The following is a 26,609-nucleotide window of genomic DNA, read 5'->3' as shown; positions in this document are numbered from 1 at the left end:
CTCGCCTTACTTTTGATTAAACAGTTCATGAAGATGGGCCAATTTACGTTCCAATGAACCCATAATTTCTCGACCAATGTCTTCACTAATCAGTCCTAAGCGGACCGCGTACTCTACTTCACGAGAAAGCCCGAACATTTGGGTATCCAGCACTTCTTCATACAGTGGGCACTGCGGCATGGTCAGGTTTTCCATCTGTACGTCGATCAGCTTGTAAATTTTGTCGGCGTCTGCTTGAAGCAACGCTAGCGCTTTTTGTTCCAGATCGGGAACCTTAATTTCTGTCAAAACCTATCCCTCCGTTTGCCTCCATCCTTATCATACATAGTACGCGATTCTGGGCCATTTGAAAAGGGGAGAAGACAGATCAACTGCAAGAAGCTAAAAGATACCAAGCTTCCACTCTTTTGAGAGTAGCTCCAACAGCTTGACACCGGCTACCGAATTTCCTTTTTCATCCAAGGACGGACCGAACACACCAATCCCCATACGCTGTGGCACGGTTGCCATAATACCGCCGGCAACCCCGCTTTTCGCAGGGATTCCTACGTCAATCGCAAACTCACCAGAGGCATTGTACATCCCACAAGTCACCATGAAAGTCTTGCAGATTCTTGCTACCTCTTCTGGAATCACTCGCTCACCCGTATTCACGAGAATTCCGTCCGCTGCAAGGACCATCCCTAGTGTAGCTACTTCCTTCGCTGTCACTTCTATCGAGCAATGGCGAAAATACAGATCAAGCGTCTCTTCTACATCTGTTTCGAGAATGCCGCTGTCCTTTAGAAACCAAGCGAGGGCACGATTGCGATCAGCCGTTTTCTTTTCAGAACAATAAACAGCTTGATTGATCGTAAGATGAGGGTTTCCCGTCATTTTCCGCATCAAAGCCAGCACAGCATCTATCCGCTCGTCCACATTAGCGCCACGAATCATGCCAGCAACCGCAATGGCTCCTGCATTGATCATCGGGTTCAGTGGTTTATGGGATTCGGTCGTCTCCAGTTTAATAATCGAATTAAACGGGTCGCCAGTTGGCTCTTTCCCCACATGCCGAAACACGTATTCCTTCCCGTTCTGGCATAAGGCGACGATCAGCGAGAAAATCTTGGAGATGCTTTGCATCGAGAATGGCACATCTGCATCACCAGCAGAAAGGATCGTCCCATCGGGCAAGCATACAGCCACCCCCAATTGATGTGGTTCGACTTTTGCCAATTCAGGGATGTAGGACGCTACACTCCCATTGTGTGTATACTCAAGTGATTGGTTGCGTACTTGTAACAATTGTTCAGACGCTTGCTTCAAATCCATCGAAAATCCCCTCTGTCTATTACGTCGATGTATACAGATTCGATTGTAGATTTCTATAGGGGACATGTCAAATTATCCCTACTTCTGAACAGCGTGCTCCAATCGTTCCATCGCTTCGACTAGAATCGATCTCGGGCAGGCAAAATTAATTCGCATAAACCCTGCACCATCTGGCCCAAACGTCGTGCCATCGTGCAAACCGAGCTTTGCCTCCTCGCGAATGAGCTTGTTCAACTCCGCCTGACTACAACCTAACTGTCTAAAATCCATCCACCCCAAGTATGTCGCTTCTGGAATTGCCATAGATACCCCCGGAACACGAGTCGATAAAAACTCATGTACGTAGGCCGCATTCTTACGTAAATAGATTAACAGTTCTTCCAGCCATGTTTCTCCATGTTGGTAGGCAGCGATCGTTGCTTCCATCCCAAACAGATTCAGGTTCTCGTAGCCCATTTTGGATGCTGTGTCCTGGAAGTCCCGCAATAACTGCAGATTTTCTGCCACCAAATAGGAAGTATACAGGCCAGCCAAATTAAACGTTTTGGCGGCTGATAGAAAGGTAACGCTCTGGTTAGCCAGCTCCGGTGCCAGCGAATAGTAAGGCGTATGAACATTTGGCTCATAGACCAAATCCGAATGAATCTCGTCGGCAACCACAATCACGCCATTTTCTACACACAATCTCCCCAAGCGCTCCAGCTCTTCTCTGGTCCATACCCTGCCGATCGGATTATGCGGTGTGCAGAGCAGCATGAGCTTCACTCGCGTGTCGCTCAGCTTTTGTTCGAGATCATCCCAATTCATTTCATAACGCCCGTCACGCTCTATGAGTGGGCTGGCAACGACATGACGTCCGCGATTTTCGACTGCATGATTAAAAGGATGGTACACGGGCGTCTGGATCAAGACACCGTCTCCTGGGGCTGTAAAAGCCTCTACAGCGACGTGAATGCCGGGAACGACCCCAGGTATCCCTGTCATCCAGCTCACGTCTACCTCTACACCAAATCGCTTGTGTATCCACTCTTTCAAGCTCTGATAAAGGGCATTTGACTTCAACGTATATCCGTATATCGGGTGATTTGCTCGTTTGATCAATGCCTCTGTGATTTCAGGAGCGCAAGCAAAATCCATGTCGGCCACCCACAGCGGAAGCATCCCTTCTCCGTTGACTCTCGGATTTTGAATCTCCCATTTGACACTGTCTGTCCCTTTACGTTCGATGCGCTGATCAAAATCGTACACGCTCGTTCCCTCCCCGTAGTCCCTTCACTTACATACACACAGCATAAACCGTCTTTTTCCAATTGTCCAAGCTTCTGGTGCACGAAAAAAAGAGCCGCCCTGATGAGCGACTCTCTTCTTACTAAATAATAAACTAGCGAGCGTATACGCCAGGGCCAAATGGAAGATCCAGGAAGTACCATACTGTCAACTGCAAGATCCATACAACCAAGAAAACGATTGCAAATGGAGTCATGGTAGAGAAAATCGTTCCCATCCCGGCATTCTTATTATACTTCTGATAGAAAGCCAGGAAGAGCGGGATGTACGGATTCACAGGTGAAATCGTATTGGTTGCGGAGTCCGCAATCCGATAAGCGACTTGGATAAACGCCGGATTGTAATCCAACAGCATCAGCATTGGCATAAATACAGGTGCGAGGATCGCCCACAAAGCTGAACCACTCGTGATAAACAAGCTACAAACACCTGTGAATAGGGTGAAGGCAATAATGATCGGCAAGCCTGTCAGGCCCATGCTTGTCATGAATTCTGCACCATTGACAGCCATCAAAATACCAATGTTGCTCCAGTTAAAGAACGCGATGAACTGCGCTGCTGTAAACGCTAACACAATAAAGCCTGACATATCCTTGATGGCTTCGGACATGTAATGCGGAATGTCCTTCGATGTTTTAATCAGTCCCATTGCTCTGCCGTACACAAACGACACAGTCACGAAGAACAACAAGATGATGGGAATGATCCCTTTCAAAAACGGTGAGGTCAAGAAGTCACCTGTCTTTGGATCACGCAGCAGTGAACCCTCCGGAACGACCAGCAACCCTACAATGACTACGAAAATCAATGCTGCGATACCAGCTTTGCGCAGTGCTTTGTTTTCTTGCGGAGTTACTTCCTCGAATTGTACGTTTCGATCCCCGTGATACGTGCCAAGACGTGGTTCGATGATTTTATCGGTAATCCACCCTCCAAAGAAAGCGAGGATGACAACGGAAGCTGACATGAAGAACCAGTTATCTACAGGTGTAACCATTGCATTTGGATCAATTGTTTTCGCTACTTCGGTACTGATCCCTGCCAAGAGAGCATCTGTGCCGGCAATGAAAAAGTTCGCTGTAAAACCGGAGGATACACCAGCCATACCAGCTGCAAAGCCTGCAATCGGGTGACGCCCCATTGCCAAGAACACGAGACCGCCAAGCGGAGGAATAATAACCATGGCTGCATCAGAAGCAAGATTTCCTAAAATACCGACAAGGACAATGGCATAACTGACAACGGCTGCCGGAATGCCTGCCATCATTTTGCGTAGAACTGTCGTCAAAAGACCGATTTTTTCTGCCAGTCCAATTCCAAGCGTCATCGCCAGAACGAGGCCAAGTGCTGGAAATTCAATAAAGTTTTTCAGCATGCTCGTTAACATCCAATGAATACCTTCGACGCTAAGCAAACTCTTTACAGCAACCTCTTCGCCTTTTGCAGGATGTATAACCGAAAAATCCATGGCTGCGAGGATTGCAGAGACGACCATTAACACGCCACACAAAATAATGAACAGTACAAATGGGTGCGGGAGTTTATTCCCTACGGTTTCAATCCATTTTAAAATACCTTTTTGCTTCATCAGATCTGCTTGCACATTCGTGCCTTTCGCCATAGTTTCGCCCCCTAAGTCGTTTGAATTCCCTGAATGTTTCTGCGGCTTTGCAACCATCCTCGGGATGAATGATGTAGGTTTCCTTCTCTAGCGCTCATCGCCGTTGATGGTTCAGCGGGAGAAAGACGAAGTGAGCTTCCCTTTTTTCGTGAAAGCCTTTTCAAAAATCGAAAGGCTTGTACACAATGCCTTTTATCTGGCCCCCCCACTTTTCAGTAGGAATTCAAATATCACAGGCAAAGTTCACTCTCACATAATAACTTTCTAATATGATTATATAATCTGTAAAATGTATGTCAATAATTTTTAGACTATTTTATGAAATTTTCGCTTTTCCGATAATTGCTGTCATTTGCTGGTCTATAGTAATATAGAGATTGATTATGAACGACCACGGAGGAATGACGCATGTCTGATGTTATCGTGTTCAAAGGGGCTATTGCTTTCCCTATTACATTGGATCCAACCGTCTGGGTTTTTGATGAACGCAAATTCGATCTGAAAACATACTCGGGCGAAGATGATAGCTCGCTGGCCACGCAAGCAAAATATTTGGCTGGCACAGGTACGCAGTGGGATAAGGAATTGCGCGAAGGAGCTACGCTTCCTTCCGAAAGAAAAAGTTTAGCCGAAGAACGCAAAGTGCTCGAAGGCGAGTACGGAATGCGCCTTGATCCCTTCATTACAAATGCTGAGCCCCTACCAGAGGTGACTCATGTCCGTCTTCACCGCGAGGATGAGGAAGCGATCGTTCTTCCACTTGCCGAGGCAAGAAGAGCCATCCTCCAATTCTCCAAAGGCGGCAGGCCTATTAAAGAGGATGGTCCTGTGTATTTTTATTTGCCTGAAATGTTGCTTGCCAATGAAGAACCAATTAAAGGAATTACCGCTTTTGAGTTTATTACGGAGCAAGCGTAAGATAACAAAAGCCATCCTCCCGAAAAAAGAGGATGGCTTTTGCCATATGTGACGTATGTGTGATGATTTTGCTCTTAGGCGCTGAACTGCGTGATACGGATATTCCGATGCTGTAGTTCTTCGCGAAGCAATTCGATAAAAGCTGCATCTAGTTGAAGGTCGACAGCTCGATGATATACTTCTATCAACATTTGGTCACTTAAGTATTTCACCTTTGCTCACCTCCATCCTTAATATGAGCCCATTGTACCAGAAGCATTTGTATCGAACAATCGTTCGGATATCCACAAGCAATGTGGACATCTTGTTGGTAACATGTGGGCAAATTGTGTGTAACTTATAAGCATCCAAGCATTTCCTTTGTGGATGTTTTTTTTCTTTTATCCACAGTCAGTCGAAATTTGTCGAACGAATGATGCGATTATTCTGTCATAATAACCCACAAAAAAGCCACCCTGTACAGGATGGCTTTCCTTGTTGCTTTTATGCGTTTGCTGCTTCTGTCACGTGCAGAACTTGTTTGATGCGATCAATTGCCCAATCCAGGTCTTCTTTGCTGATAACAAGTGGCGGTGCAAAGCGAATGGTTGTCTCATGTGTTTCTTTGCACAGGAGTCCCAGTTCTTTTAGTTTTTCGCAATATGGACGAGCCGCTGTAGTCAGCTCCAAGCCAATGAACAGACCGCGTCCGCGAATTTCCTTGATAATCGGGTTGTTGATTTCTTTCAATTTCTCCATGAAGTATGCGCCCATTTCCAGGGAGCGCTGTACGAGACCTTCGTCAGCCAATACATCCATAGCTGCGATGGCAACCGCACATCCGAGTGGGTTTCCGCCAAAAGTAGAACCGTGGGAGCCTGGCTCAAATACGCTCAAGATCTCTTTATCTGCTGCTACTGCGGAGATCGGGAACACGCCACCCCCAAGAGCTTTCCCCATGATGTACATATCTGGTACTACATTTTCCCAATCGCTGGCAAACATTTTACCTGTGCGTCCGAAGCCCGTTTGGATCTCGTCGCTGACCAAGAGTACGTTGTTTGCTTTACATACCTCTTGTGCCTGCTTCAAGAAGCCCTCTTGCGGAATGATGATCCCTGCTTCTCCTTGAATTGGCTCCAGCATGAATGCTGCTGTATTCGGTGTAATCGCTTGCTTAAGCGCTTCAATATCGCCATAAGGAATGATTTTGAAACCAGGTGTAAATGGCCCGAAGCCACGTCTGTACTCTTCTGCAGAAGAGAAGGAAGTCACTGTGACAGTGCGACCATGGAAGTTGCCTTCACATACGATGATTTCTGCTTGGTTTTCTGGTACTTTTTTCACATCATAAGCCCAGCGACGAACTGCTTTGAGTGCCGTCTCTACTGCTTCAGCACCGGTGTTCATTGGCAAGATCATTTCTTTACCTGTCACCGCAGAGAGCTTTTCGTAGAATTCACCCAGTTGGTCATTGTAAAAAGCTCGGGAAGTGAGCGTTACTTTATCTGCTTGATCTTTCAGAGCTTGGATGATACGTGGATGACGATGTCCTTGGTTCAGCGCAGAATATGCACTCAGCATATCCAGATATTTATTGCCTTCCGGATCGTGTACCCATACGCCTTCTGCTTTGGAAATAACGATCGGTAGCGGATGATAGTTGTGCGCACCAAATTTTTCTGTTTGTTCAATAACCACGTTTGTTTTACTCATGTCGTTAGCCTCCTTCAAGATCACTTGCTAAAATTATCTAGCAAGAACGATGCCAAACAGCAAAACCCCAAAAAGTCGATCCAATTCGATGAGTTGAGCAAAAAAATTTTGCATCTCGCATTCGTAATCTTTTGCAGTGCATAATGTTTTTGCACTCATTCCCTTTATGCTATGATACCCTCATAAGGAAAGGCTGGTGACCACAGTGTCGTCTTCTACGCATAATTCTTCTGCTGACACTCTCTTGCGCATTTATGAACATACTTTGGACAGAATGAATGAAGGTGTACACGTCATCGATTCGGACGGGACAACGATTGTATACAATGCCAAAATGACCGAGCTGGAATCGATGACCAGACAAGATGTTTTGCACAAACCTTTGGCAGAAGTTTTTCAGTTCCCGTCTGGTCAGGAAAGTACCTTGCTCACATGCTTGCGTACCGGAAATAGCATCCGCAATACACGCCAAACGTATTTCAATGACAAGCAAAAAGAAATTTCAACCATCAACAATACGTACCCCATCATTGTAAATGGCAAGATCATCGGGGCGATGGAAATCGCCAATGATGTTACCAAGATGGAACGATTGATCAGAGAAAACCTGCTGCAAAAAAACGGGTCACGCTACACATTCGAGCACATTATCGGGAGAAGCGGTCCAATTCTCGATGTCATCGAGAATGCCAAACGCGCAGCACGCACCTCCTCATCCGTATTGGTAGTCGGTGAGACTGGTGCCGGGAAAGAGCTGTTCGTGCAAAGCATCCATAATGCCAGCCTGCGTGCATCTGGTCCCCTTATCTCACAAAACTGCGCTGCACTTCCGGATAGCCTGATCGAAGGGTTATTGTTTGGAACTGCTCGCGGAGCATTTACCGGCGCAGTAGAGCGACCTGGCTTGTTTGAGCAAGCAGAAGGCGGAACACTTTTTCTCGACGAAATCAACTCGCTTAGTATGCCACTACAAGCAAAATTGTTGCGTGCTCTGCAAGAGAAGTCGATTAGACGTATTGGTGACACAAAGGATCGAACGATCGATGTACGAATTATTGCGGCTATCAATGAAGATCCTGTTGAAGCAATCGCCAATTCGCATTTGCGAAAAGATCTGTACTATCGGCTCGGAGTCGTCACGTTATTTCTCCCCCCGCTTCGGGAACGCAAGGAAGATATTCCGATGCTGGTCAGCCATTTTATCGAAAAATACAATGAGCTGTTCCAAATGGAGGTAAGAAGCATCAGTGACGAGGTTCTGCAATTTTTTATTCAGCATGACTGGCCTGGCAATGTGCGTGAACTTCAGCACTTGATTGAGGGGGCCATGAATCTGATGATTGACGAATCAACCATCCGTTATGAACACTTGCCCTTACACTTTTTGCGTCGTATGCCAGCCGCTTCTGTAACAATCGAGCAACCTTCCCCCCACACGTTGCCATTTGTGGACGAAGGAAAGCCGTTGAAGGAAACGATGCAAGAATTTGAAACAGCATATATTCACCATGTTGTGGAACGCTATAACGGAAATATTTCAAGAGCAGCCAAGGAATTACAAATCAGTCGTCAGAGCTTGCAATATCGTTTGCGTAAGCTGGGGATAAAGGGGTAAAGCATACCAATAAAAACGTTTTGGTTTGAGTCAACATAGTGGAGGAGAAGAAAAAGCACAGTTCTCTTCGACTCTGACACGCTTGCAAAGGTGATTCACTATCCGTCTCCACTGCAAAAAGGGGTCCGTCGAGCCAAAGCCACCCTACGGGCGGAAGGTTCTCGAGGAAGAAGTGTTCGACAAGCGTGGTCCCCTTTTTGCAGTTCCGACTGGGTAGGCTTTGTCAAGGTCTACGAGCCCTGCGCTTTTTCTTCTCGACAGTTTTGTTGGTTCATCGTTCCCTAAAAAACTTGCATGATAATCTCATGAGATGCTATTCAGCCAATCCAATTATTCCCTTATCAATTTTAATAAACGCCAAGAGATTTGGCGTTTTTTTAATTATTTTGCATCAACTGCCGAATCATTTTGCACTTTTTGCCAGGATATACCTCAAAAATAATATTTTCATAAAGTATTTCATTTGGTATCATTCTTGCAGAGCATATATCGCTATCGCGCCTGAAAACGCATACATCCATTTAACATACTCGCGTGAAGGAGAGGGTTATATGTCCCAAAGCAACATGGAACAGCACAATCAATTGAAACGCACGATGAACAGCAGACACCTCTTTATGATTTCTCTTGGCGGCGTAATCGGAACCGGGTTATTCCTCGGATCAGGTTATACAATTAGTCAGGCAGGACCAGTTGGTGCCATTCTCTCCTATTTAGTCGGCGGCTTTATCATGTACCTGACTATGCTATGTCTGGGCGAGCTCACAGTTGCCATGCCAGTGGCCGGTTCGTTCCAAACATATATGACTCGCTTTGTTAGCCCAGCACTTGGGTTTGGTGTAGGCTGGTTGTATTGGCTTGGTTGGGCCGTGACCGTTGCTTTAGAGTTGTTGTCATCAGGATTGCTGATGCAACGTTGGTTCCCTGACTCACCTGTTTGGATGTGGTGTGCGATCTTCGGTGTAGTGCTCTTCTTATTAAATGCTTTATCTGCTCGAGCGTTCGGTGAGTCTGAGTTCTGGTTTTCCAGCATTAAAGTAAGCGCTATCATCTTGTTCATCATCTTGGGTGGAGCGGCGATGTTTGGCATTATCGACCTAAAAAACGGTCAGCCTGCGCCAATGCTCACCAACTTTACAGAAAGCCCGCTTCTCCCCTTTGGAATTACAGGCTTGCTGATGACGATGATCACCGTGAACTTCTCCTTTCAAGGTACCGAGTTAATCGGGATTGCGGCTGGAGAAAGTGAGAATCCAGAGAAGACGATTCCGAAGGCCATTCGTACGACGGTTTGGCGCACACTCGTATTCTTCATTCTGGCGATTGCCATTGTGGCAGGGATGATTCCACACCAACAGGCGGGTGTGATTGAAAGTCCATTTGTCGTCGTATTTGACAGCATTGGGATTCCTTATGCAGCTGACATTATGAACTTCGTTGTCCTGACAGCACTTCTGTCTGTGGCCAACTCTGGTTTGTACGCAGCAACTCGTATGCTTTACTCCCTGTCCAAAGAAGGAATGGCTTCGAAAAAGCTTGGGGCGGTAAATGGAAAAGGCATTCCGATGAACGCTTTGTTGATTACGTTTGCCATTGCTCTCTTGTCTCTTCTGTCCGGTATTTTTGCAGAAGATACGGTGTTCATGGTGCTCTTGTCCATCGCTGGTCTCGGCGCACAGGTGGGATGGATCTCCATCTCCGCTTCGCAGCTCGCTTTCCGTCGCCATTACCTGAAAAATGGAGGAAAGCTGGAGGACCTGAAGTTCCGTACACCTTTGTACCCTATACTGCCTTTGATCTCCTTGATCTTGAACTTGCTCGTTCTCGTGAGTCTGGCATTCGATCCAGAACAGCGCATCGCCTTGTACTGCGGAGTTCCGTTCATGATCATTGCGATATGCGTGTATCAATTCCATTTAAAAAAGAAACTCGAAGCGTAAATCAAAAAGAAAAGCTTGCAGCCCCCTACTTTCAAGAAGGGACTGCAAGCTTTTCATGTTTTATATGCGATGCGTTAGGCTTGGCATTGCTACAATGAGATTCGGACAATTTCCGTAACGACTACCATGGCAAAGACTGCAAATCCAAGGGAACTCGTTACCAGCAACATGCGCTTCAGCTTTTTCATATCTTCCATAAAATTCCCTCACTTTCTTGCGCCAATCATCTCTATCGATATATACGTATGAACAATGGAAAATGTTTCATTTCGCCCAAAAATATTTATGAGCGAGCTATTTTCTTCAAATCATTCCCGATTTGTCCGGTTTGTTGTTCCATACGATGCAGCATCCAGGCCACCCAAAAACCAATGACCAAACAAATGGTCCACGGCAGCCACGGCGTTTGCAAACGCAGCCCGACATCGTACACCCATCCTCCCGCTACCTGTCCAAATGAACCTCCGATGGCAATCGAATATCCGTTAAAGCCATAATAGGCGCCCACCAAATCTTTAGGAGCAAAACGGGGAACGACATCCACCAGATTCGGAACAGCAATCATGGTACCTAGTGCAAAAAGGAACACATCCAAGAGAATGAGCCACAATGAATCAGCAAACGTGAACAAAAATAGTCCCACGCTCATAAACAACGTCCCGATGCCAATCAAGGTAAGCCTTTGCGGATAACCCTCCAGCAATTGTGTCACTTTCATTTGAAATAAGATCACAAACAGCGAAAGCGCAGAAAGCACGATCCCTACATTCACCTTGCTATGTGTAACATTTTCAACAAATAGCGGAATCGTTAAAAACACCTGCATATTCAAGTAATAATACCCCATCAAAATAAAGGTATAACGTACAAACAGCTTGTCCTTCACTACCGTAGACATACTTTCCCATATACTATGCCGTGTATTCGTGGCGCGAATCGGTGGGAATAAAAAGAAGATCACGATAGCATTCACACCAAAAACCGCCCCTGCAAACAGCGAAATGTACGTAAAATCAATAGCCGAGAGTGCTGTCCCCACGATTTGAGAGCCGACAACTGCAATATTGCCAAGCACATTGCGAAGGGAGAATACTTCTTTTCGAATGGGATCAGGCGTAATAATGGCATAGGCAGCAGAACATGCAGGCTCAAACAACGCCCCACCCAAACCGGAAAGAATCGCGGCAACAAAAAAGTGCCACGTCTCGGTGCAAAAAGCGAACATCGCAAAACCAACAGCACGCACGCCCAACCCGAGGAACATCGCCCCTTTGTATCCGAAGGCATCCGCGATCACACCGCCAAGAAAGGCAAGACCTTGCTGCGAGAACTGTCTCACACTCAGGACAATTCCTGCCATCGCCAGTGTCCAGCCGATGCTGCCTGTCAAATACAAAGTGAGATATGGGATTAATGCATAAAAACCCATATTCATCATAAAAGATGTGCTTAACAAGAGCTTCACTGAAAAGGGCGTTTCTCGCCACCATTCCCACTTCATTCCAATACCCCTCGCTCTCCCGATAGCCCATGAAATAAGGATATCCCCAGCTTAGCGAACAGGGTATAATTTGGGAAACGAACAATTTTGTATATGGTAATCAAATATTTAGATAAGAGGGATTCCAACTGTATGGACTTCGAACAATTACGCGCTTTCTACACATTGGCCCAAACGAAAAATTTCACCAAGGCTGCGGAAATGCTCCACTTAGTCCAGTCTACGGTGACAATGCGAATCAAGCAACTGGAAGAAAAAGTTGGCAAACCTCTTTTCATTCGTGATAAAAGAAGTGTTGAGATAACCCAAGCGGGCTTAACCCTTTTACCGTATGCAGAGAGAATTCTCAAACTGTCCCATGAAGCCCTAAATGAAGTCGCCTCACTCCAGCCTTATGAAGACTATTTATCGATTGGCAGCTTAAACGCGATCTGGACATCCACCCTCGAACCAATCTTGAAAGAGTACCACTACCGGTATCCACAAATTGCTATCAGCACAAAGACAGGCCACTCGTCCGATGTCATCCAGTATTTGCTGGATAACGTGATTCAAATCGGAATCGTATATGTTCCTCCATCCTTACCCAACTTTGACGTCATTCCAACGTGGGATGATGAAATTGTCCTGGTTTGCTGTCCAGAGAGCTCCATCGCCGCATCTACACACGTCGATTCGCGCGAACTGCGCAATCTGCCGCTGCTGTACATGAATTGGGGCCCTCCTTTTAACGAGTGGATAAGACAGACACTGCCGCGAAATTACGTACCCAAGCTAACAGTAGACAAAGCGGAGCTCGCCATCGATCTGATAAAAGAGGGTCTCGGCGTGAGCTTGTTGACGCGCTCTACCGTCAAAGCCGAGCTTGCGGCTGGTACCTTGAAGGAACTGATCATCACAGGCAATAAGCCTCCCAAACGCTCGGCGTACATCGTCTTGCCGAAGGACAAAAAAAATAAACCCAGCGTAGAAAAATGGCTGAGTTTAATGAGTGAATTAGGGTATTCCACCTAGCTTCGTGATTATCTGGATTGCGGTATGGGGTCGACGACTGTGCTTCGTCTCCCCATCCATTCTTCATAGCCAAGACGAAGGAGAAAGTACCAGCACATCGACAGGAAAAAGCCAGTAAGCACATCACTCAAAAAATGAACGCCCAAGTACACACGGCTGAACGCGAGCAATGCCACGAAAATAAAAATCGCAGGCTGCACAAGCGACGACCATCTTTTCTCCGCAAACCACTGGGCAATCCAAAACCCGACCATGCAATAAAAGGCTGGTCCGATCATTGCATGACCACTCGGAAACGAAAAGGACTCCGGCAGCTCAATCAGATTGACGCCACTCGGTCTAGGTCTGGCAAAAAACAGCTTTAAAAGCTCATTTGCGACTTCACTGACACCGAGGGAAATGAGAACAAACATTGCCTCCACACGATATTTCTTTATGTATAGGACAACGATCATAATCACTGCTACTGGTACAAGGAACATGCCTCCGCCCAGATTGGTTACCAATCGAAAAAAGGCAGTCCCAACATCCGAGCGAATCGACTCCGCAAATGCGATGGCAGCTTGATCCATACCTGCCACTCTCCCTGCTAGGTAGAGGGCAAACATGATCGTAGCAAGAACAGCAAACGCTAGTGCTCCGCCTACATATCCATTTTTTCTAGTTGTCTGAATCATTGTTGATCTCCTCTTTCTATCAAAAAGCGCAGGGACTCAGCAAATCGTTGATCGTCTTCTCGTGTACGAGCAGCAGGCCCCTTCGTACGACCTCCCCCGCGGCGATATCTCGCTTTTTCATTTCGTTCTTCCAAGTGAAACGCAATCCGTTCTGGGTCAAAAACCATCCCGTGTGGTGTCAGGGCATGGGCTTTCTTCCCGAGAATGAGAGCTGCCAGACCAATATCTTGTGTCACCACGACATCCCCCGGACTCGTTTCGTTCGCCAGCTTCATATCTACCGCTTGTGGCCCGGCATCTACCGTCACATGATTTGCGTTGCCGATTTGATGATTATAACTGGCAAAGGTCAAACAGATCCAGTCGAGCTCTTTGCACAATGCTTGGGCGGTTAAGAGTGCCTGGCGCGGACAAGCATCCGCATCGATAAGAACACGTCCTTTTGACATGGTTGCTCCTTTCGTGTGTATTTCTCTCCCCGTACCGATTCATTTTTGGTATGATGGAGGTGGAGAGGAGTGAGTTCACCTTTGCGCTATCAATTTATCCATGATGAACGGCTAGGTATACGACTTCCCGTGCTGCATCTGGAATGGGAAGATTATTCGACTGTAGAAAGAGCGGACATGTTGCTGGAATGGGAAGAAATCCGCGCAACCATTCCGGATCAAATACACCGGGTAGAGCAGGTTATCATTGAGAAAACCAAACAAATGTCCGAAGAGGAAAATTTCGTAAGATCTTGCGAATTGAACAGCGAGATCCACGAATTGGCCAGTGTTATTAACGATCTTAATATATGGTTCCGTGTCCAGCAAGACCATGACACCAAAATCCATCAATAATTCGTTTATTAAAAGCAACAGCTCCTTGGCTTCATTTTAGCCTGGGAGCTGTTTTTTCGTAGAAACGCTACGCTTTTTTTCGTTTGCGACCAATTTCTAGCGCTTTCAGCCCTGCCACATGCGGGGCAGCCATAGAAGTACCATTCAGCTTTTTAAACTGATTGCCCGGCCACGTAGACAAAATATCAACTCCGGGTGCCTTCATATTTACGCCCTTGCCTCTCGCACTGAACGATGCCAATTTTCCCGTTTGATCAATCGCACTAACCCCTATGACACCATCGTACCGAGCGGGATACTCCGCTTCTCCCCCTCCGTTTCCTGCAGAAGCCACCAGTACGATTCCTTGCTGATGGGCCCTGCCAACTGCTCGCGCCATTGCTTCGCTATATTGGGGCATGCCAAAGCTCATGTTGATCACATCCATCTTATTGGCAATCGACCATTGCAGAGCCTGCAAAATGGTCGACAAAGATGATTGACCTTCATGATCAAAAGCACGGACGTCATACAAATGGGCCTCAGGAGACACTCCCACAATTCCTCTTTGGTTCATCTCAGCTACGATGATTCCTGCGACATGCGTACCGTGTCCATTTTGTTTGCCGCGTACAAGTTGGATGCCGCCCTTTATTTGATCTCTCAAATCAAAATGATCCCGGGAGATTCCTGTATCGATGACAGCGACTTTGACGCCTGCTCCGCGCCCCTTTCGCCACAATCTTTGTGCCCCTACATATCGCACGCCCCACGGGATTTCATCCTCCCCTTCCGCATGGACGCTTACGGTAATGTTCTCTTCCACCATCGCTTTATACCTTCGAAAAAGCTCCTCATGCTGCTCAAAAATCTTTTGTTTGACACACAAGCAAGAAAGGTCATCATAGCATCGCCATGGAAGTCTCTCGGTTTTGGTCAGAACCTTGGTTTTCAAATCTGACAGTATCTCGGTAAATGGCGTATCCCGATGAAAGCTGACAATTTTCAACCTACTAGCCTCCCGTCATGCATCGTTCTGACTCATCCTATGTCATGGCTCCCCCTATGGGTTTGGGCCATTGCACAACGTTAAGCAAAATAGGCGAAAAGCGGCGTGAATCTGTCCAAGCGAACCCCCTTGCATTTCCATATAACTGCATAGGGCAGACGTATTCTTTTGAAAGGAGCGAAGCATCATGGCAAAAGCAAAAGGAAAAGCAAGGGCAAAAGTCAAGCTCAAAGCGAAGGGCAATCCACGTGATTTACTGAAGTCCATCAACAAGAAAAGCAAGAAAAAATGGACGATGGGCGATGTACGATCACTGGCAAAAGATTTTTCCATGAAAGACTTGAAGGACGACAAGAAATTAAGCGAGCTGATTAAAAAAGTCAGCAAGGCAGTCGGTGTCAAATTATCCGACCAGCAAATGTCCAGTGTAAAAAAGCAAGTGCATGATCGTCTCGGATAAGATATGTCTACCCTTGGCTTCGCCACTCTTTGGCGAAGCCTTTTTCATGCAAAACAAAAGAGAGAGCGAAAAATCGCTCTCCCTCTGGCGAAGCTACCCAGTGTTTTTCGTTAGTCGCAAGAGCAAGCAACGATAACGAGCAATACGAACAACACCAGTATTAAAGCAAAGTCGTCAAATCCTCCGTTGAACAGACTCATTCGCTTTCCCTCCTTTGCCAGCAACTAGTCATACTGTATGTGCGAATGCTCAAAGATGATTGGACCATCGCCTATACAAGACCGTTTTTCCCGGATTTTTACACAGCTACTGGCAAATTGAATGGAGATTAGCTCGCTTGTCTTTCAACTGGCTCGGGCAGTTCATACTGTTTTTTCATAACTTGACGCCAAAACGGAATCGTCCTTTGAATCATTGGTCCCGTTAACAGCGCGATCAGAATCGTGCCGATTGACACAGGTCCACCCAAAGCTGCTCCTGCGAGCAGGACGGTTACTTCTATGATGAGGCGGACTCGCTGGATACTCCAGCCAAGACGCTCATTCATCGCCAGCATAAAGCTGTCACGCGGACCCGCACCAAGAGAAGGAGACAAATACATCCCGATTCCGACAGCCAGAACAACAACACCTGCGAGAAACATCAAGAACCTCGCCCAAATTGATTGCAGTTCAGGAATAAAATCCAACCATAGGATAAGATCGAGAAAAAAGCCAAAGCAAATCATATTTAAGAACATTCCAAAATTGGGCTTGATTTTTGCCACCAAATACGTGGCGAAAATGACAACGACTCCTACGATCTGAGACCATAGGCCAATCGTTAATCCAAATGTTTTTTGCAGGCCGATGTGAAAGGTTTCCCAGGGTGCTACGCCTAAGTTTGCCTTAATGGCCAGCACCGTACCGAATGCACCAACGAACAAGCCAAGCACAAACATCATGTAGCGAACCGCAATCGACCGGTTGGAACCTCTGCCAGACACGTCTACTCATCTCCTGACGATGTGTTTTACTTCCAGCCTGCGATGACTTCGTAAAAAAGTCCGTCCTTCCGGTAATACGCTTCGGATTTGGAGAAGTTTAGGTAGGTCTGTGCCTCTGCAAGCTGCTCGCCCGTCAAAATGACCTGGCGTTGCTTGTTCACTTCGTCTCGATATTCGACAACGAGGCTGACTTCTTCCGACTGACAATGTTGAATAAGTTCTTCTGGTGTAGCAAAGGTAATCCGCTTCATGCTCCCCCACCTCCTCCATCGTGATCATTCATTATAGCAAGGATTATTTCTTTCTCCCATCGTTTCTCTCTCGCTTGACAGAAATGCTGCCGAGATCGTCAGCCAATTGGGTCGCTGGGAAAATTTGCTGCGCCTCTGCCAACAAATCCTCCATCGAAAAATCCCCGTCTTCATCTTCATAACGTGGACTGAAGTGAGTCAGACACAGTTGTTTCACGCCAGCCTCTTTGGCAATTTGAGCCGCCTCTCGTGCTGTGGAATGCCCGCTTCTGGTCGCCAGCTCCTTGTCGTGATGGGCGTAGGTCGCTTCGTGGACGAGCAAATCCGCCCCTTTTGCCAGCTCGAGTACCGCGTGGCTCGGTTCCGTATCTCCACTGAAGACGATTTTGCGTCCTGGCTGCGGCTCTCCAACGAAGTCCTTCCCGTCCAGAACACGACCATCCTCGAGTGTGACCTGTTCTCCTCTCTTCAAGGCTCCAAACAGCGGCCCTGACGGCACCCCGGCCTGCTTTGCCAGTTCTACTTGAAATGCTCCTGTCTTCTCCTTTTCCACCACGGCATAAGCAAACGAAGGCACGCGATGCTTCGCCATCCGACAGCTCACCACGATCTCTTCGTCCTCGTAGATTACGCCCTCACTGACGATTTTTATTTCTAATGGATATTGCAAATGAACCGGACTTGCCTCCATGATCGCTCGAAAATATTTATCGAGCCCCGGTGGTCCGTACAGCTCTAACGGAGTTGGCTCGGTATTGCGCAATGACCGGCTCGCAAGCAGTCCGATCAGTCCGTACAGATGATCCCCATGCAGATGGGTGATAAAAATTTTGTCCAATTGACTGATTTTCATCGGTGCTCGCAGTAGCTGGTGCTGCGTCCCCTCTCCGCAGTCAAACAACCACCACTTTCCTGCCTGTAAAAATCGCAAGCCGATCCCACTCACATTTCTTCGCGTAGTGGGTGCACCTGATCCGGTGCCTAAAAATGTAACGATCACGCTATGTCCATCTCCTTTGTGGCCTTCCCTCATCATGTGCCTGTCTCTATCTCTAGGCATTCACCCTTTTTTGTCTGGGCGCATAGCCTACAACATACAAAGCCTAGCAAGGAGGGACTCCTTATCATGAAACGATTTTTGGCGCTGGGGCTGGCCGCTTTTCTCGTTATGACGGCCGTCTTGACTGGCTGCTCCAGCACTCCCGAAAAAATAAGAATTGGTGAAGTGACTCGTTCTTTGTTTTACGCCCCGCAATATGTCGCACTTGAAAAAGGATTTTTCAAGGAAGAAGGTCTGGAAGTGGAGCTCTCAACCATTCCCGGCGGAGATAAAGTGATGGCGGCTCTGTTATCTGGCGGCATCGAGGTCGCGCTCGTCGGCTCCGAGACCAGCATCTACGTCTCTCAGCAAGGAGCTGCCGATCCCGTTGTCAACTTCGCGCAGCTCACACAAACGGATGGTACCTTCCTCGTCTCCCGCACCAAAATGGATGACTTTACTTTCGACAAGCTAAAAGGCAGTGTCTTCTTGGGGCAACGTAAAGGCGGCATGCCGCAAATGGTCGGGGAGTATGTACTCAAAAAGCACAACATCAATCCGCAAGGCGACCTGGAACTCATTCAGAATATCGAATTCAAAAACATTGCCTCTTCCTTCGCATCTGGTACAGGAGCGTATGTACAGTTGTTCGAACCGGAAGCCTCCCGCTTTGAACAGGAAGGAATCGGCCATGTCGTCGCCTCTTTTGGCAAAGAGAGCGGAACCGTTCCTTACACTGTCTTCATGACAAAACAAAGCTATATCGACAGCAACGCAGCAGCTATCCAAAAGTTTACCAATGCGGTCTACAAAGGGCAACAGTGGGTTGCCAGCCACAGTGCAAAAGAAACGGCTGATGTAATAGGCAAGTACTTCGAGCAAATCGATCCAAAGATTCTGGAAACCGCTGTACAGCGTTACCTGGAGCAAGGCTCCTATGCGACAGATCCCATTCTGGACGAAAAAGAATGGAACCAGCTACAAGATATTATGGATTCCGCTGGTGAATTAAAGCAACGCGCTGATTACAACAAGCTGGTAAACACCACTTTTGCTATCCAATCCAAAGAAGGGAAATAGGCCGTCATGAAGCAGATTTCTTCTACGCCGGCAAAAATAGAACTCGGCCACGTGACCCATCTTTATTTATCCACGACCAGGGCGTTCATGGCGGTCCAAGACATTAACCTGCGCGTGGAGGAAGGCGAATTCATTTGTCTGGTTGGTCCCAGCGGTTGTGGAAAGACGACGCTGCTCTCCCTGATCGCAGGGCTGGAGAAGCCGACAGCAGGCAAGGTGTGGATCGACGGAAGAGAAGTCCAAGGAACGTCTAGGCAAGTTGGCTACATGCTGCAGCAAGATTATTTGTTCAACTGGCGCTCCATCGAAGACAACGTGTTTCTCGGACTCGATATCCAAGGCATCCGAACCAAAGAAACAGAGGAGTACGCGCTGCATCTGCTGGATGAAATGGAGCTGTCTGATGTGCGCAAATCCTCTCCCCTGCAGCTGTCAGGCGGCATGCGGCAACGGGTTGCCCTCGTCCGAACACTCGCCTGTCAACCGGATGTGCTGTTACTTGACGAACCATTTTCGGCATTGGACTATCAGACCAAACTCAAGCTAGAAGACTTGATTTTTTCAACACTGCGTCGGCATAAAAAAACGGCAGTCCTTGTAACACATGATCTCTCCGAATCGATCGCGATGGGCGATCGCGTTTATATCTTTTCACGCAACCCGGGACGTATCAACAGCGAGATTGTCGTACCCAGCCCGATTCGGGATGCTCTGCCCTTCGACGCCAGAAATCATGAAGGATTCCAAGACTTGTTCCATCGCGTGTGGAAAGAGATGGAGGTAGTGTCTGATGCAGCCAAAGGAAATTGAATCCGTCCATCGCCGCTACTTGCAGCTAGAAAAGCGTATGAGCTTTTCCGTTTTTTCCGCACAACTGTTCCTCTTTCTCGTTTTTCTCGGCTTATGGGAGCTGTTGGCTCGAACCAATACCATAAATGCGCTCATCTTCAGCTATCCCTCCAAGATTTGGGCTCAATTTTGGTTGCAGCTGCAAGATGGCAGTCTTCTCCCGCATGTTGGCTTGACTGTATGGGAAACGATTATCGGCTTTCTCTTAGGAACGATTCTGGGAACCGTCATGGCAACGATCATATGGTGGTCCCCTTTTCTCTCCCGCGTACTAGAGCCTTACCTGGTTATTGCCAACAGTATGCCAAAGGTAGCCCTCGGTCCGGTTTTTATCGTCGGCTTTGGTCCAGGTTTGCTCTCCGTCATAGCTATGGGGTGCGCGATCTCGGTCATCATCACCACGATCAACGTCTACACCAGCTTCAAGGAAGTCAATCAAAACTACGTCAAAGTCGTGCAAACACTCGGAGGGAGCAAACGGCAAATCTTCACGCTCGTCATTTTGCCGGCTACCATTCCAACCCTTCTCGCAACGCTGAAGGTAAATGTCGGACTTTCGTGGGTAGGCGTCATCGTCGGAGAGTTTCTCGTATCCCAGCAAGGCTTGGGGTATTTGATCATATACGGCTTCCAAGTGTTTAATTTCACCCTGGTCATGATGAGCTTAGCCATTATCGCGGTCATCGCTACCCTGATGTATCAAGGCGTAGCCTATATAGAGCGGCGGCTCACCAGCCAGTTCAAATAGATGGCTTCTAAAAAACGGTGCCAACCATCTACCGGGGATGATTGCACCGTTTTTTCATGGACTAATATGTTCCGGGGAGATCAGGGTGCCACGATTTCGACCTTTATTCTATCTGGGTCCTCGAAAAACAAAGCATAATGCCCCTCTCCTCCAGCATGGGGATGCCGATCCTGATAAAGTAAGGAGATGCCGCGACGAGCAGCTTCCTCCCGCAGCTTTTCCACATGTTCCCGATCCCGTGCGTAAAATGCCAGATGATTCAAACCGACACGACAACGGTGATACGAAATGTCGAGGAATCGCTCTTCTGTCTGGACGAATACCAGATAGGTGCTATTCTGTTTCCAGCTTACCCCACTGGCCCATTCCTGATACCGCGTATAACCCAGCTCACCCTCCAGCAACCAACCCCAAAAATCTTTTGAGCGCGCCAGATTGGAGACATTTACTTCCACATGATGCAGCATCGCACAATCCCCCTTCTTACAGAAAAACGCCCGACAGTGAAATGCCGGGCGCTCTAGCTATCGATTTACTTCCAAAACTTCCACTTGCTCTTCTTCGTCGTCGGATCATCCATTTGGCTCTCGACGACTTTCTGTTGGGCGGCTGCTTCCACTTCGAGCGCTCCAGGTACTCGATTCAGGAAGTGATCGACCATTGGCTTGTAGTTATCTGGCAAATGCTCTTGCATGTTACGCAGGATGCCGATTGCCTTTTCCATTTGATCAGTCGCCAACAGAGCATTGGCATAGTTGAAGCCCGCATACGGATACGGGAAATGTGGCGTCCAGAACTTTTCACAAATCTGAATCAATTGATAGACATAACCCGCTTGTCCCAATTCACCAGTCACAGTCATGACGACCTCAAAGCGGTCCTTCGCTCCTTCAATCGCTACCGTGTACCATTTCATCGCATTCAGGAGGTCCTCCTCCGTCAAAGCAAGACGAGCCAGTTGAAGCTGTGGTCTCCAAGCTCCTTCTTTACTTGCCAGCGCCTCCAGCTGCCCTTTTAGCTCATCCTTTTCCCCTCTTTGCAAGAAGCTCTCGACAAACATGTTCAAGCCATTTTCTTGATTCGGGTCTTTGTGCAAACCTGTATGTAGTGTCTCGAACGCTTTTGGCTCATCTCCCTCAAACGCGAAGATTTTTGCCAAATTGGTGCAAGCCGTACCAGATGACGGGAATCGTTCCAGACAATCTGTCAGGATTTTTTTAGCGCTTTCAAACTCTCTCGCCTGCATATGAACGACTGCACGGAAAATGAGAGCAGACTCAATTGGCCCGTATAATTCGAGAAGCCTGTCGGCAGCGATCTGGGCTTGCTCGTGAAATTGACCCTTCACCAACTCCATCGCAAAATCGCGAAGCTTATCTTTTTCATCCCAGTACTTATCCAGATTTTGCGGAATTATTTTTTTCTGGTAATCCTCTCGGGACATATCGATGGTTTGACCAAGCTCATTGGTAAACGTCACAAATTCAGACATGAAACAGCCTCGCTTTCATTTCCTCACAAAAGTTTCAAATGCTTGTATCGCCAATTAGATCCATGCTTTGATATTTACTTTACGGATAAATTCCTCCATTGATTCCTTCGCCGGTTCGTCATTTGCCTCTTCTGCATCTTCCATGCCCATCAGTTGTCGAAACAGTGCTTCGTTCCTTGTCGCCAATGCAAAGTCAAGTAAAGCCTCATGCGAGATGCGGTTTGCTTCTTCCTCCAGCAATTGCTCCTCCAAGGCGATATCCTCTTCTACAACGGCGATATGCTTATCAATTTTCGGAATGCGTAAAACCCAGGAAAATGCGCTGTCCGGATTGCGGTCACGAGCAATCAGGTAACCGTATTCACCCAAAGGCAAACCCTGCTCGAAGGAGTCGGCAACAATGACGACGCGTTGTCCAAGCTTGAACATGAGCGTCAACTCCCAATAAAGATTAATTCTAATCATACTAAATTGTATGTGTTCTTGGGAAGAGCAAACCCCTTAGGATAGGTAAACGCACAAAAAGTTTGTTGCCCGAACCAAAATAAGGTACAATTTTACTAATGAATGGATATTGGTAATGAGGTGTACAAGGTATGGGTGAAATGACTACAGGGTTTTCCCTGTTTATCGTTGGCTGGACCATTGTTCTCGTAAGTCTGATGGCGATTGGCGGGTATTTCATGTTCCGCAAATTTCTCAAGTCCATGCCCAAGCAAGACGGAAAATCTGACTTGGATTGGCAAGACCATTACATTGATCAGACACGTTCGCTCTGGACAGATGAGGGTTTGACCTTACTCAATGAACTGGTTGATCCTGTGCCACAGTTGTTTCGTGATGTTGCGAGACGTTCCATCGCAGCGAAAATCGGCCAGATTGCATTAGAAGAGAAAGCAACCACCATTACAACAGATTTGATTGTAAAGGGATACATCGTAGCAACCCCCAAGCGTGACCATAAATGGCTCATTGCCCACCTGCAATCCAAAGAAATCGACTACACGCCCTATGAGAAATATTTGAATGCCGAGGGATAATTGAAACTTCCTGTGGAGTCATCCGTAAAAAAGGTAAGACCTTTTAGGCGAGGAGACGATGTGGATGTCAGTCCTACTCACGATTTTGGGGATCGGTTTGGTTATTTTGATCGTTGCGGTTGTCATTGTGGCGGTCCTCTTTAAGAAAGGTGCCCGGTTCTTATGGAAAATGACCGGACGTGGCTATCACAAGTACAGCAGCAGTGATTACCGATATCGGCCCTCGTGGAAGATGGGGCATCGAACATACGGTCATCGCCACTATCGTCGCAAATATTCCAGCCATAGTGGATTTTTTAGCAGCTAACGTTACTGAAATGAAAAGACACTCAAACTCGCTTGAGTGTCTTTTTTGTGTGGAACAGTCGAATTTAGATAGATTTACGCATCGCTGCTTTTTTTGTTACCGTTTTGCTGCCCTCCGGACACCCCACCCGATACCAGGAATGCCATGACTTCTGAGCTTTCCGTATCAAGCAGCTGTACCTGATCACTCGGAAACAACAGGAGATTTCCCGCAAAATTGTACGACTGCGGCAGATAGACTGCTACGTGGTCGCTGAGACCGAAAGAATCGAGGCTTTCCTTTGTAATAAACCCAATGGCCTTCGCATTTCCATCCTTGGATAGCGTCACGAGCACCGGCTTGTCAAAGCTCTTCTTCTCCCCTACAAACGCTCTGATCAAATCCTTGATGGACGTATAAATGAGTTTGATAAATGGTACTTTCTCGAAGACAGTGGATACCAGCGAAAGCACTCCACGTGTCAGTACATTCGATGCGAGGAAGCCTACAATCGTGATGCCAAGTATAGTCAAGAGGACACCAAGTCCTGGAATTTGGAGATTAAACCACCTATGGACCAGCAGATAGAACCAGTTATCCACGGTCGTGAAAATCCAGTACAAAATATAAATTGTCACTGCCAAAGGAATGACAAACAATAACCCCTCTAAAAAATAGCGAATGAAACGCTTCATCTCTCTTCTCCTCTCTACTAACCACTTTTCCGTAATTATTGTACCTGATTGGATTGCCATCTGCTATGATGAAGAAAAAAGAGAAAGTAGGGAGATTCATGCAAGCACTTGTCACACCTCAATGGCTCAAGGATCATCTGAACGATGAAAATTTGGTGGTCGTCGATTGTCGTTTTGCTTTAAGTGCTTCTGAAGCAGGTGCAGAGGAATACACGAAGGACCATATCCCGCAAGCCCTCTACTTTCATCTGAACCGTGACCTTTCTGGCACCAAAAGCGAGCATGGTGGACGTCATCCCCTACCAGATACGGATCTGCTGGCTGCCCATTTTTCAAATGCGGGAATCGATGCCAACACGACTGTCATCGCCTACGATGATCAGGAAATGGCGATGGCAGGACGGCTATGGTGGCTGCTGCGATACCTTGGTCACGATCAGGTAGCTGTCCTCGACGGCGGATACGCTGCTTGGAAAAAGGCTGGCTATGAGGTAACAGCAGAAGTACCTACTGTACAAGCTCGTCAGTTCGTCCCCCATGTACGTCACGATATGCTGGTTGACATGGAAGGTGTCAAAAAACGCAGTGAACATACTGTATTGCTCGATTCTCGTGCACCAGAACGCTACCGCGGCGAGAACGAACCGATCGACGCAAAAGCAGGTCACATACCCGGGGCGCACAATTTCTTTTATAAGGACAACCTGGCTGCGGATCAGACAATGCTTCCAGCAGACGAGCTGCAAAAGCGTCTCGCTCCTTACGCTGATAAAGAATTGATCGTCTATTGCGGCTCAGGCGTGACGGCTTGCTCCAATTTGCTCGCTTTCCATGCTGCAGGTCGAACCGATGTGAAATTGTATTTGGGCAGTTGGAGTGATTGGAGCTCGTATCCAGATAATCCGGTAGCGACCGGCGAAGAGTAATCCATAATTGAACTGGCGGCGATCGCTTCCCTACCCACAGTAGGAGCGGTCGTCTTATTTTTTCTTCCTCTATCATTTTCGCCACCATTCATAGATAATAATTATCATTATCACAAGCATCTGCACGTGCCTGAAAAGGTGGATGGATTCATGAAGCATAACGAAGAATACGAGCCTAGTCGCAAAATGTCACTCAACGAGGTTCGCGTCTATATGATCTGTAACTTCGATCGTCCATTAAACGTAACTACATTGGCAGCGATGGCGAACTTAAGTCCGAGCTATTTTGGCGATTCGTTCAAGAAAGCTTACGGACAAAGTGTCATGGATTATGTAACGAGTCTGCGTATCAATCACGCCAAGCGATTGTTACGCGAGACGGATATGAAGCTGCGCGATATTGCGAAAACAATCGGGTACAGCGATGAGTTTTACTTTAGCCGGAAGTTCAAAAAGGAAGTGGGTGTATCCCCCTCCGCGTATGAAAGAGCTACCACGCGCAAAGTTGCCGTCTACTCCCCTTCCCTGCTGGGACATCTAGTAGTACTGGGGATTATACCAGTCGCTGCTCCTTTGGATGCGAAGTGGACCCCCTATTACTATCAGCAGTATCAGCAACAGATCGCGGTTCATCTAAAAGCGGTCGAAACAACGTGGAACGATGACGATCAGGAAGTCATGCTTCTAGGTGCCAAGCCGGATGTTGTCATTAGCCACATAGAGCTTGCCGGTACTACCAGACAACGTTTGTCCGCACACGGCATTGACGTAATGACCCTCCAATCTTCTGGCTGGAAGGAGCAATTACGTGAGGTTGCCAGTTACACGGGCAAAGAAGCAGCTTGTGACGCCTGGATCGCTTCTTATGAGGCGAAGGTTGCTGCCGTTCGAGCAGACCTGCAATCCGTGCTCAAACAAGATAAATTTGCGATCATTCGACTTTATCGGGATGGCATCCATCTTTACAACAACAAGGGAATGAAGGAGCTTCTATGCGACGATTTGCAGCTTTCTCTTGTGGAAGAGGAAATGGAACCTTGCAATCGGCCAATCACACTCGAGCAGCTTGCGAGCATTGACCCGGAGCGAATCCTGTTGTTCGTTTGTCTGGATGAGTCGACACGTCTAAGCTGGCTGACTCTCCAGCACCATTCGATTTGGAGAGGACTTCGCGCTGTTCAAAATGGGTATCTCTACCCCTTGCCTTCTAATCCGTGGTACGAGTATTCACCGGTCGCCATGAACCGTATGCTGGATGAGATGCTGCTGATGGTAACGGGGAAAAGTCCAAATGCGATTCAAGGTGTTGTCCATGGAGCCCCTTTCTTGGGTGAATTATAATG

31 protein-coding genes are annotated in these 26,609 nt (G+C 47.4%); 13 read left to right on the top strand and 18 right to left on the bottom strand.

Annotated features, from left to right (window positions below; translation table 11 throughout):
• Positions 1–6 precede the first annotated feature (6 nt).
• The 4 genes from HP567_RS14945 to HP567_RS14930 all read right to left on the bottom strand — a co-directional run bounded on the left by HP567_RS14945 (position 7) and on the right by HP567_RS14930 (position 4,222).
• On the bottom strand, positions 7–288 hold the full coding sequence (locus HP567_RS14945) for a YlaN family protein (protein ID WP_007725848.1): 282 nt from the start codon (positions 286–288) through the stop codon (positions 7–9).
• A 93-nt stretch (positions 289–381) separates the two neighbouring features.
• A complete protein-coding gene (gene glsA, locus HP567_RS14940) occupies positions 382–1,314 on the bottom strand; it encodes a glutaminase A (protein ID WP_173609669.1) in 933 nt (310 codons plus the stop codon).
• A gap of 78 nt (positions 1,315–1,392) precedes the next feature.
• The gene (locus HP567_RS14935) at positions 1,393–2,562 is read right to left on the bottom strand and encodes a MalY/PatB family protein (RefSeq protein ID WP_173609670.1); all 1,170 of its coding nucleotides are present in this window, start codon (positions 2,560–2,562) and stop codon (positions 1,393–1,395) included.
• Between the two features lie 133 nt (positions 2,563–2,695).
• Positions 2,696–4,222 carry an AbgT family transporter gene (locus HP567_RS14930; RefSeq protein ID WP_173609671.1) on the bottom strand — a complete coding sequence of 509 codons (1,527 nt, stop codon included), beginning with the start codon at positions 4,220–4,222 and terminating at the stop codon, positions 2,696–2,698.
• A gap of 408 nt (positions 4,223–4,630) precedes the next feature.
• Here HP567_RS14930 and HP567_RS14925 point away from each other — a divergent pair, with 408 nt between their 5' ends.
• Positions 4,631–5,140 (top strand): hypothetical protein, encoded by a 510-nt coding sequence (locus HP567_RS14925; protein ID WP_173609672.1) that lies wholly within the window; start codon positions 4,631–4,633, stop codon positions 5,138–5,140.
• 74 nt (positions 5,141–5,214) lie between these two features.
• On the opposite strand, the gene HP567_RS14920 is transcribed toward HP567_RS14925, so the two are convergent.
• A complete protein-coding gene (locus HP567_RS14920) occupies positions 5,215–5,352 on the bottom strand; it encodes a sporulation histidine kinase inhibitor Sda (protein WP_007725857.1) in 138 nt (45 codons plus the stop codon).
• A 271-nt stretch (positions 5,353–5,623) separates the two neighbouring features.
• Positions 5,624–6,835, bottom strand: coding sequence for an ornithine--oxo-acid transaminase (locus HP567_RS14915; RefSeq protein WP_173609673.1), 1,212 nt, complete (start codon positions 6,833–6,835; stop codon positions 5,624–5,626).
• Positions 6,836–7,031: 196 nt separating this feature from the next.
• On the opposite strand from HP567_RS14915, the gene HP567_RS14910 reads away from it, so the two are divergent.
• A complete protein-coding gene (locus HP567_RS14910) occupies positions 7,032–8,450 on the top strand; it encodes a sigma-54 interaction domain-containing protein (RefSeq protein ID WP_173609674.1) in 1,419 nt (472 codons plus the stop codon).
• Between the two features lie 551 nt (positions 8,451–9,001).
• Positions 9,002–10,390 carry an amino acid permease gene (locus tag HP567_RS14905; protein ID WP_173609675.1) on the top strand — a complete coding sequence of 463 codons (1,389 nt, stop codon included), beginning with the start codon at positions 9,002–9,004 and terminating at the stop codon, positions 10,388–10,390.
• A 283-nt stretch (positions 10,391–10,673) separates the two neighbouring features.
• On the opposite strand, the gene HP567_RS14900 is transcribed toward HP567_RS14905, so the two are convergent.
• Entirely contained in the window at positions 10,674–11,891 is a 1,218-nt protein-coding gene (locus HP567_RS14900; protein WP_173609676.1) for an MDR family MFS transporter, read from the bottom strand.
• Between the two features lie 132 nt (positions 11,892–12,023).
• On the opposite strand from HP567_RS14900, the gene HP567_RS14895 reads away from it, so the two are divergent.
• Entirely contained in the window at positions 12,024–12,905 is an 882-nt protein-coding gene (locus tag HP567_RS14895; RefSeq protein ID WP_173609677.1) for a LysR family transcriptional regulator, read from the top strand.
• 8 nt (positions 12,906–12,913) lie between these two features.
• Here HP567_RS14895 and HP567_RS14890 read toward each other — a convergent pair whose 3' ends face one another.
• Positions 12,914–13,582, bottom strand: coding sequence for a phosphatase PAP2 family protein (locus HP567_RS14890; RefSeq protein WP_173609678.1), 669 nt, complete (start codon positions 13,580–13,582; stop codon positions 12,914–12,916).
• Positions 13,579–14,031 carry a YaiI/YqxD family protein gene (locus HP567_RS14885; protein ID WP_173609679.1) on the bottom strand — a complete coding sequence of 151 codons (453 nt, stop codon included), beginning with the start codon at positions 14,029–14,031 and terminating at the stop codon, positions 13,579–13,581. The genes HP567_RS14890 and HP567_RS14885 overlap by 4 nt, the downstream gene beginning before the upstream one ends.
• Before the next feature lie 69 nt (positions 14,032–14,100).
• Here HP567_RS14885 and HP567_RS14880 point away from each other — a divergent pair, with 69 nt between their 5' ends.
• Entirely contained in the window at positions 14,101–14,427 is a 327-nt protein-coding gene (locus HP567_RS14880; protein WP_173609680.1) for a hypothetical protein, read from the top strand.
• 67 nt (positions 14,428–14,494) lie between these two features.
• Here the strand turns inward: HP567_RS14880 and HP567_RS14875 are convergent, their stop codons facing one another.
• A complete protein-coding gene (locus tag HP567_RS14875; RefSeq protein WP_173609681.1) occupies positions 14,495–15,415 on the bottom strand; it encodes a S8 family peptidase in 921 nt (306 codons plus the stop codon).
• Positions 15,416–15,602: 187 nt separating this feature from the next.
• On the opposite strand from HP567_RS14875, the gene HP567_RS14870 reads away from it, so the two are divergent.
• Positions 15,603–15,875 (top strand): stage VI sporulation protein F, encoded by a 273-nt coding sequence (locus HP567_RS14870; protein ID WP_173609682.1) that lies wholly within the window; start codon positions 15,603–15,605, stop codon positions 15,873–15,875.
• Between the two features lie 110 nt (positions 15,876–15,985).
• On the opposite strand, the gene HP567_RS14865 is transcribed toward HP567_RS14870, so the two are convergent.
• The 4 genes from HP567_RS14865 to rnz form a co-directional block, all read right to left on the bottom strand.
• Positions 15,986–16,075 carry a YjcZ family sporulation protein gene (locus HP567_RS14865; protein ID WP_100169674.1) on the bottom strand — a complete coding sequence of 30 codons (90 nt, stop codon included), beginning with the start codon at positions 16,073–16,075 and terminating at the stop codon, positions 15,986–15,988.
• A gap of 128 nt (positions 16,076–16,203) precedes the next feature.
• Positions 16,204–16,860: a YczE/YyaS/YitT family protein gene (locus tag HP567_RS14860; RefSeq protein ID WP_173609683.1), complete on the bottom strand. Its 657-nt coding sequence runs from the start codon at positions 16,858–16,860 to the stop codon at positions 16,204–16,206.
• A gap of 26 nt (positions 16,861–16,886) precedes the next feature.
• Positions 16,887–17,111 (bottom strand): hypothetical protein, encoded by a 225-nt coding sequence (locus HP567_RS14855; protein WP_088907054.1) that lies wholly within the window; start codon positions 17,109–17,111, stop codon positions 16,887–16,889.
• 43 nt (positions 17,112–17,154) lie between these two features.
• Positions 17,155–18,111 carry a ribonuclease Z gene (gene rnz, locus HP567_RS14850; RefSeq protein WP_173609684.1) on the bottom strand — a complete coding sequence of 319 codons (957 nt, stop codon included), beginning with the start codon at positions 18,109–18,111 and terminating at the stop codon, positions 17,155–17,157.
• A 126-nt stretch (positions 18,112–18,237) separates the two neighbouring features.
• Between rnz and HP567_RS14845 the strand changes: the two genes are divergently transcribed.
• Genes HP567_RS14845 through HP567_RS14835 form a run of 3 tightly spaced genes read left to right on the top strand, consistent with a single transcriptional unit; the run spans position 18,238 to position 20,827 of the window.
• Positions 18,238–19,230, top strand: coding sequence for an ABC transporter substrate-binding protein (locus HP567_RS14845; RefSeq protein ID WP_173609685.1), 993 nt, complete (start codon positions 18,238–18,240; stop codon positions 19,228–19,230).
• A gap of 6 nt (positions 19,231–19,236) precedes the next feature.
• A complete protein-coding gene (locus HP567_RS14840) occupies positions 19,237–20,040 on the top strand; it encodes an ABC transporter ATP-binding protein (RefSeq protein ID WP_173609686.1) in 804 nt (267 codons plus the stop codon).
• A complete protein-coding gene (locus tag HP567_RS14835; RefSeq protein WP_173609687.1) occupies positions 20,021–20,827 on the top strand; it encodes an ABC transporter permease in 807 nt (268 codons plus the stop codon). Before HP567_RS14840 ends, HP567_RS14835 begins: the two co-directional genes overlap by 20 nt.
• Positions 20,828–20,907: 80 nt before the next feature.
• Here HP567_RS14835 and HP567_RS14830 read toward each other — a convergent pair whose 3' ends face one another.
• The 3 genes from HP567_RS14830 to HP567_RS14820 form a co-directional block, all read right to left on the bottom strand.
• A complete protein-coding gene (locus tag HP567_RS14830) occupies positions 20,908–21,294 on the bottom strand; it encodes a VOC family protein (RefSeq protein WP_173609688.1) in 387 nt (128 codons plus the stop codon).
• A gap of 65 nt (positions 21,295–21,359) precedes the next feature.
• The gene (locus HP567_RS14825; protein WP_173609689.1) at positions 21,360–22,319 is read right to left on the bottom strand and encodes a tetratricopeptide repeat protein; all 960 of its coding nucleotides are present in this window, start codon (positions 22,317–22,319) and stop codon (positions 21,360–21,362) included.
• Positions 22,320–22,373: 54 nt separating this feature from the next.
• Entirely contained in the window at positions 22,374–22,748 is a 375-nt protein-coding gene (locus tag HP567_RS14820) for a hypothetical protein (RefSeq protein WP_012685928.1), read from the bottom strand.
• A gap of 167 nt (positions 22,749–22,915) precedes the next feature.
• Between HP567_RS14820 and HP567_RS14815 the strand changes: the two genes are divergently transcribed.
• Positions 22,916–23,359, top strand: a complete 444-nt coding sequence (locus tag HP567_RS14815; protein WP_173609690.1) for a DUF2621 domain-containing protein — start codon at positions 22,916–22,918, stop codon at positions 23,357–23,359.
• A 64-nt stretch (positions 23,360–23,423) separates the two neighbouring features.
• Positions 23,424–23,666 (top strand): hypothetical protein, encoded by a 243-nt coding sequence (locus HP567_RS14810; protein WP_173609691.1) that lies wholly within the window; start codon positions 23,424–23,426, stop codon positions 23,664–23,666.
• Positions 23,667–23,740: 74 nt separating this feature from the next.
• Here HP567_RS14810 and HP567_RS14805 read toward each other — a convergent pair whose 3' ends face one another.
• Positions 23,741–24,340 (bottom strand): DUF502 domain-containing protein, encoded by a 600-nt coding sequence (locus HP567_RS14805; protein WP_173609692.1) that lies wholly within the window; start codon positions 24,338–24,340, stop codon positions 23,741–23,743.
• A gap of 98 nt (positions 24,341–24,438) precedes the next feature.
• Between HP567_RS14805 and HP567_RS14800 the strand changes: the two genes are divergently transcribed.
• Both HP567_RS14800 and HP567_RS14795 read left to right on the top strand, forming a co-directional pair.
• Entirely contained in the window at positions 24,439–25,266 is an 828-nt protein-coding gene (locus HP567_RS14800; protein WP_173609842.1) for a sulfurtransferase, read from the top strand.
• 150 nt (positions 25,267–25,416) lie between these two features.
• Entirely contained in the window at positions 25,417–26,607 is a 1,191-nt protein-coding gene (locus HP567_RS14795; protein ID WP_173609693.1) for a helix-turn-helix domain-containing protein, read from the top strand.
• Positions 26,608–26,609: the final 2 nt, after the last annotated feature.

The sequence above is a fragment of the Brevibacillus sp. M2.1A genome (assembly GCF_013284355.2).
In the GTDB taxonomy this organism is placed as follows: domain Bacteria; phylum Bacillota; class Bacilli; order Brevibacillales; family Brevibacillaceae; genus Brevibacillus.
Note: the sequence above shows the minus strand (reverse complement) of the source record. Positions and strands in the feature narration are given on the sequence as shown.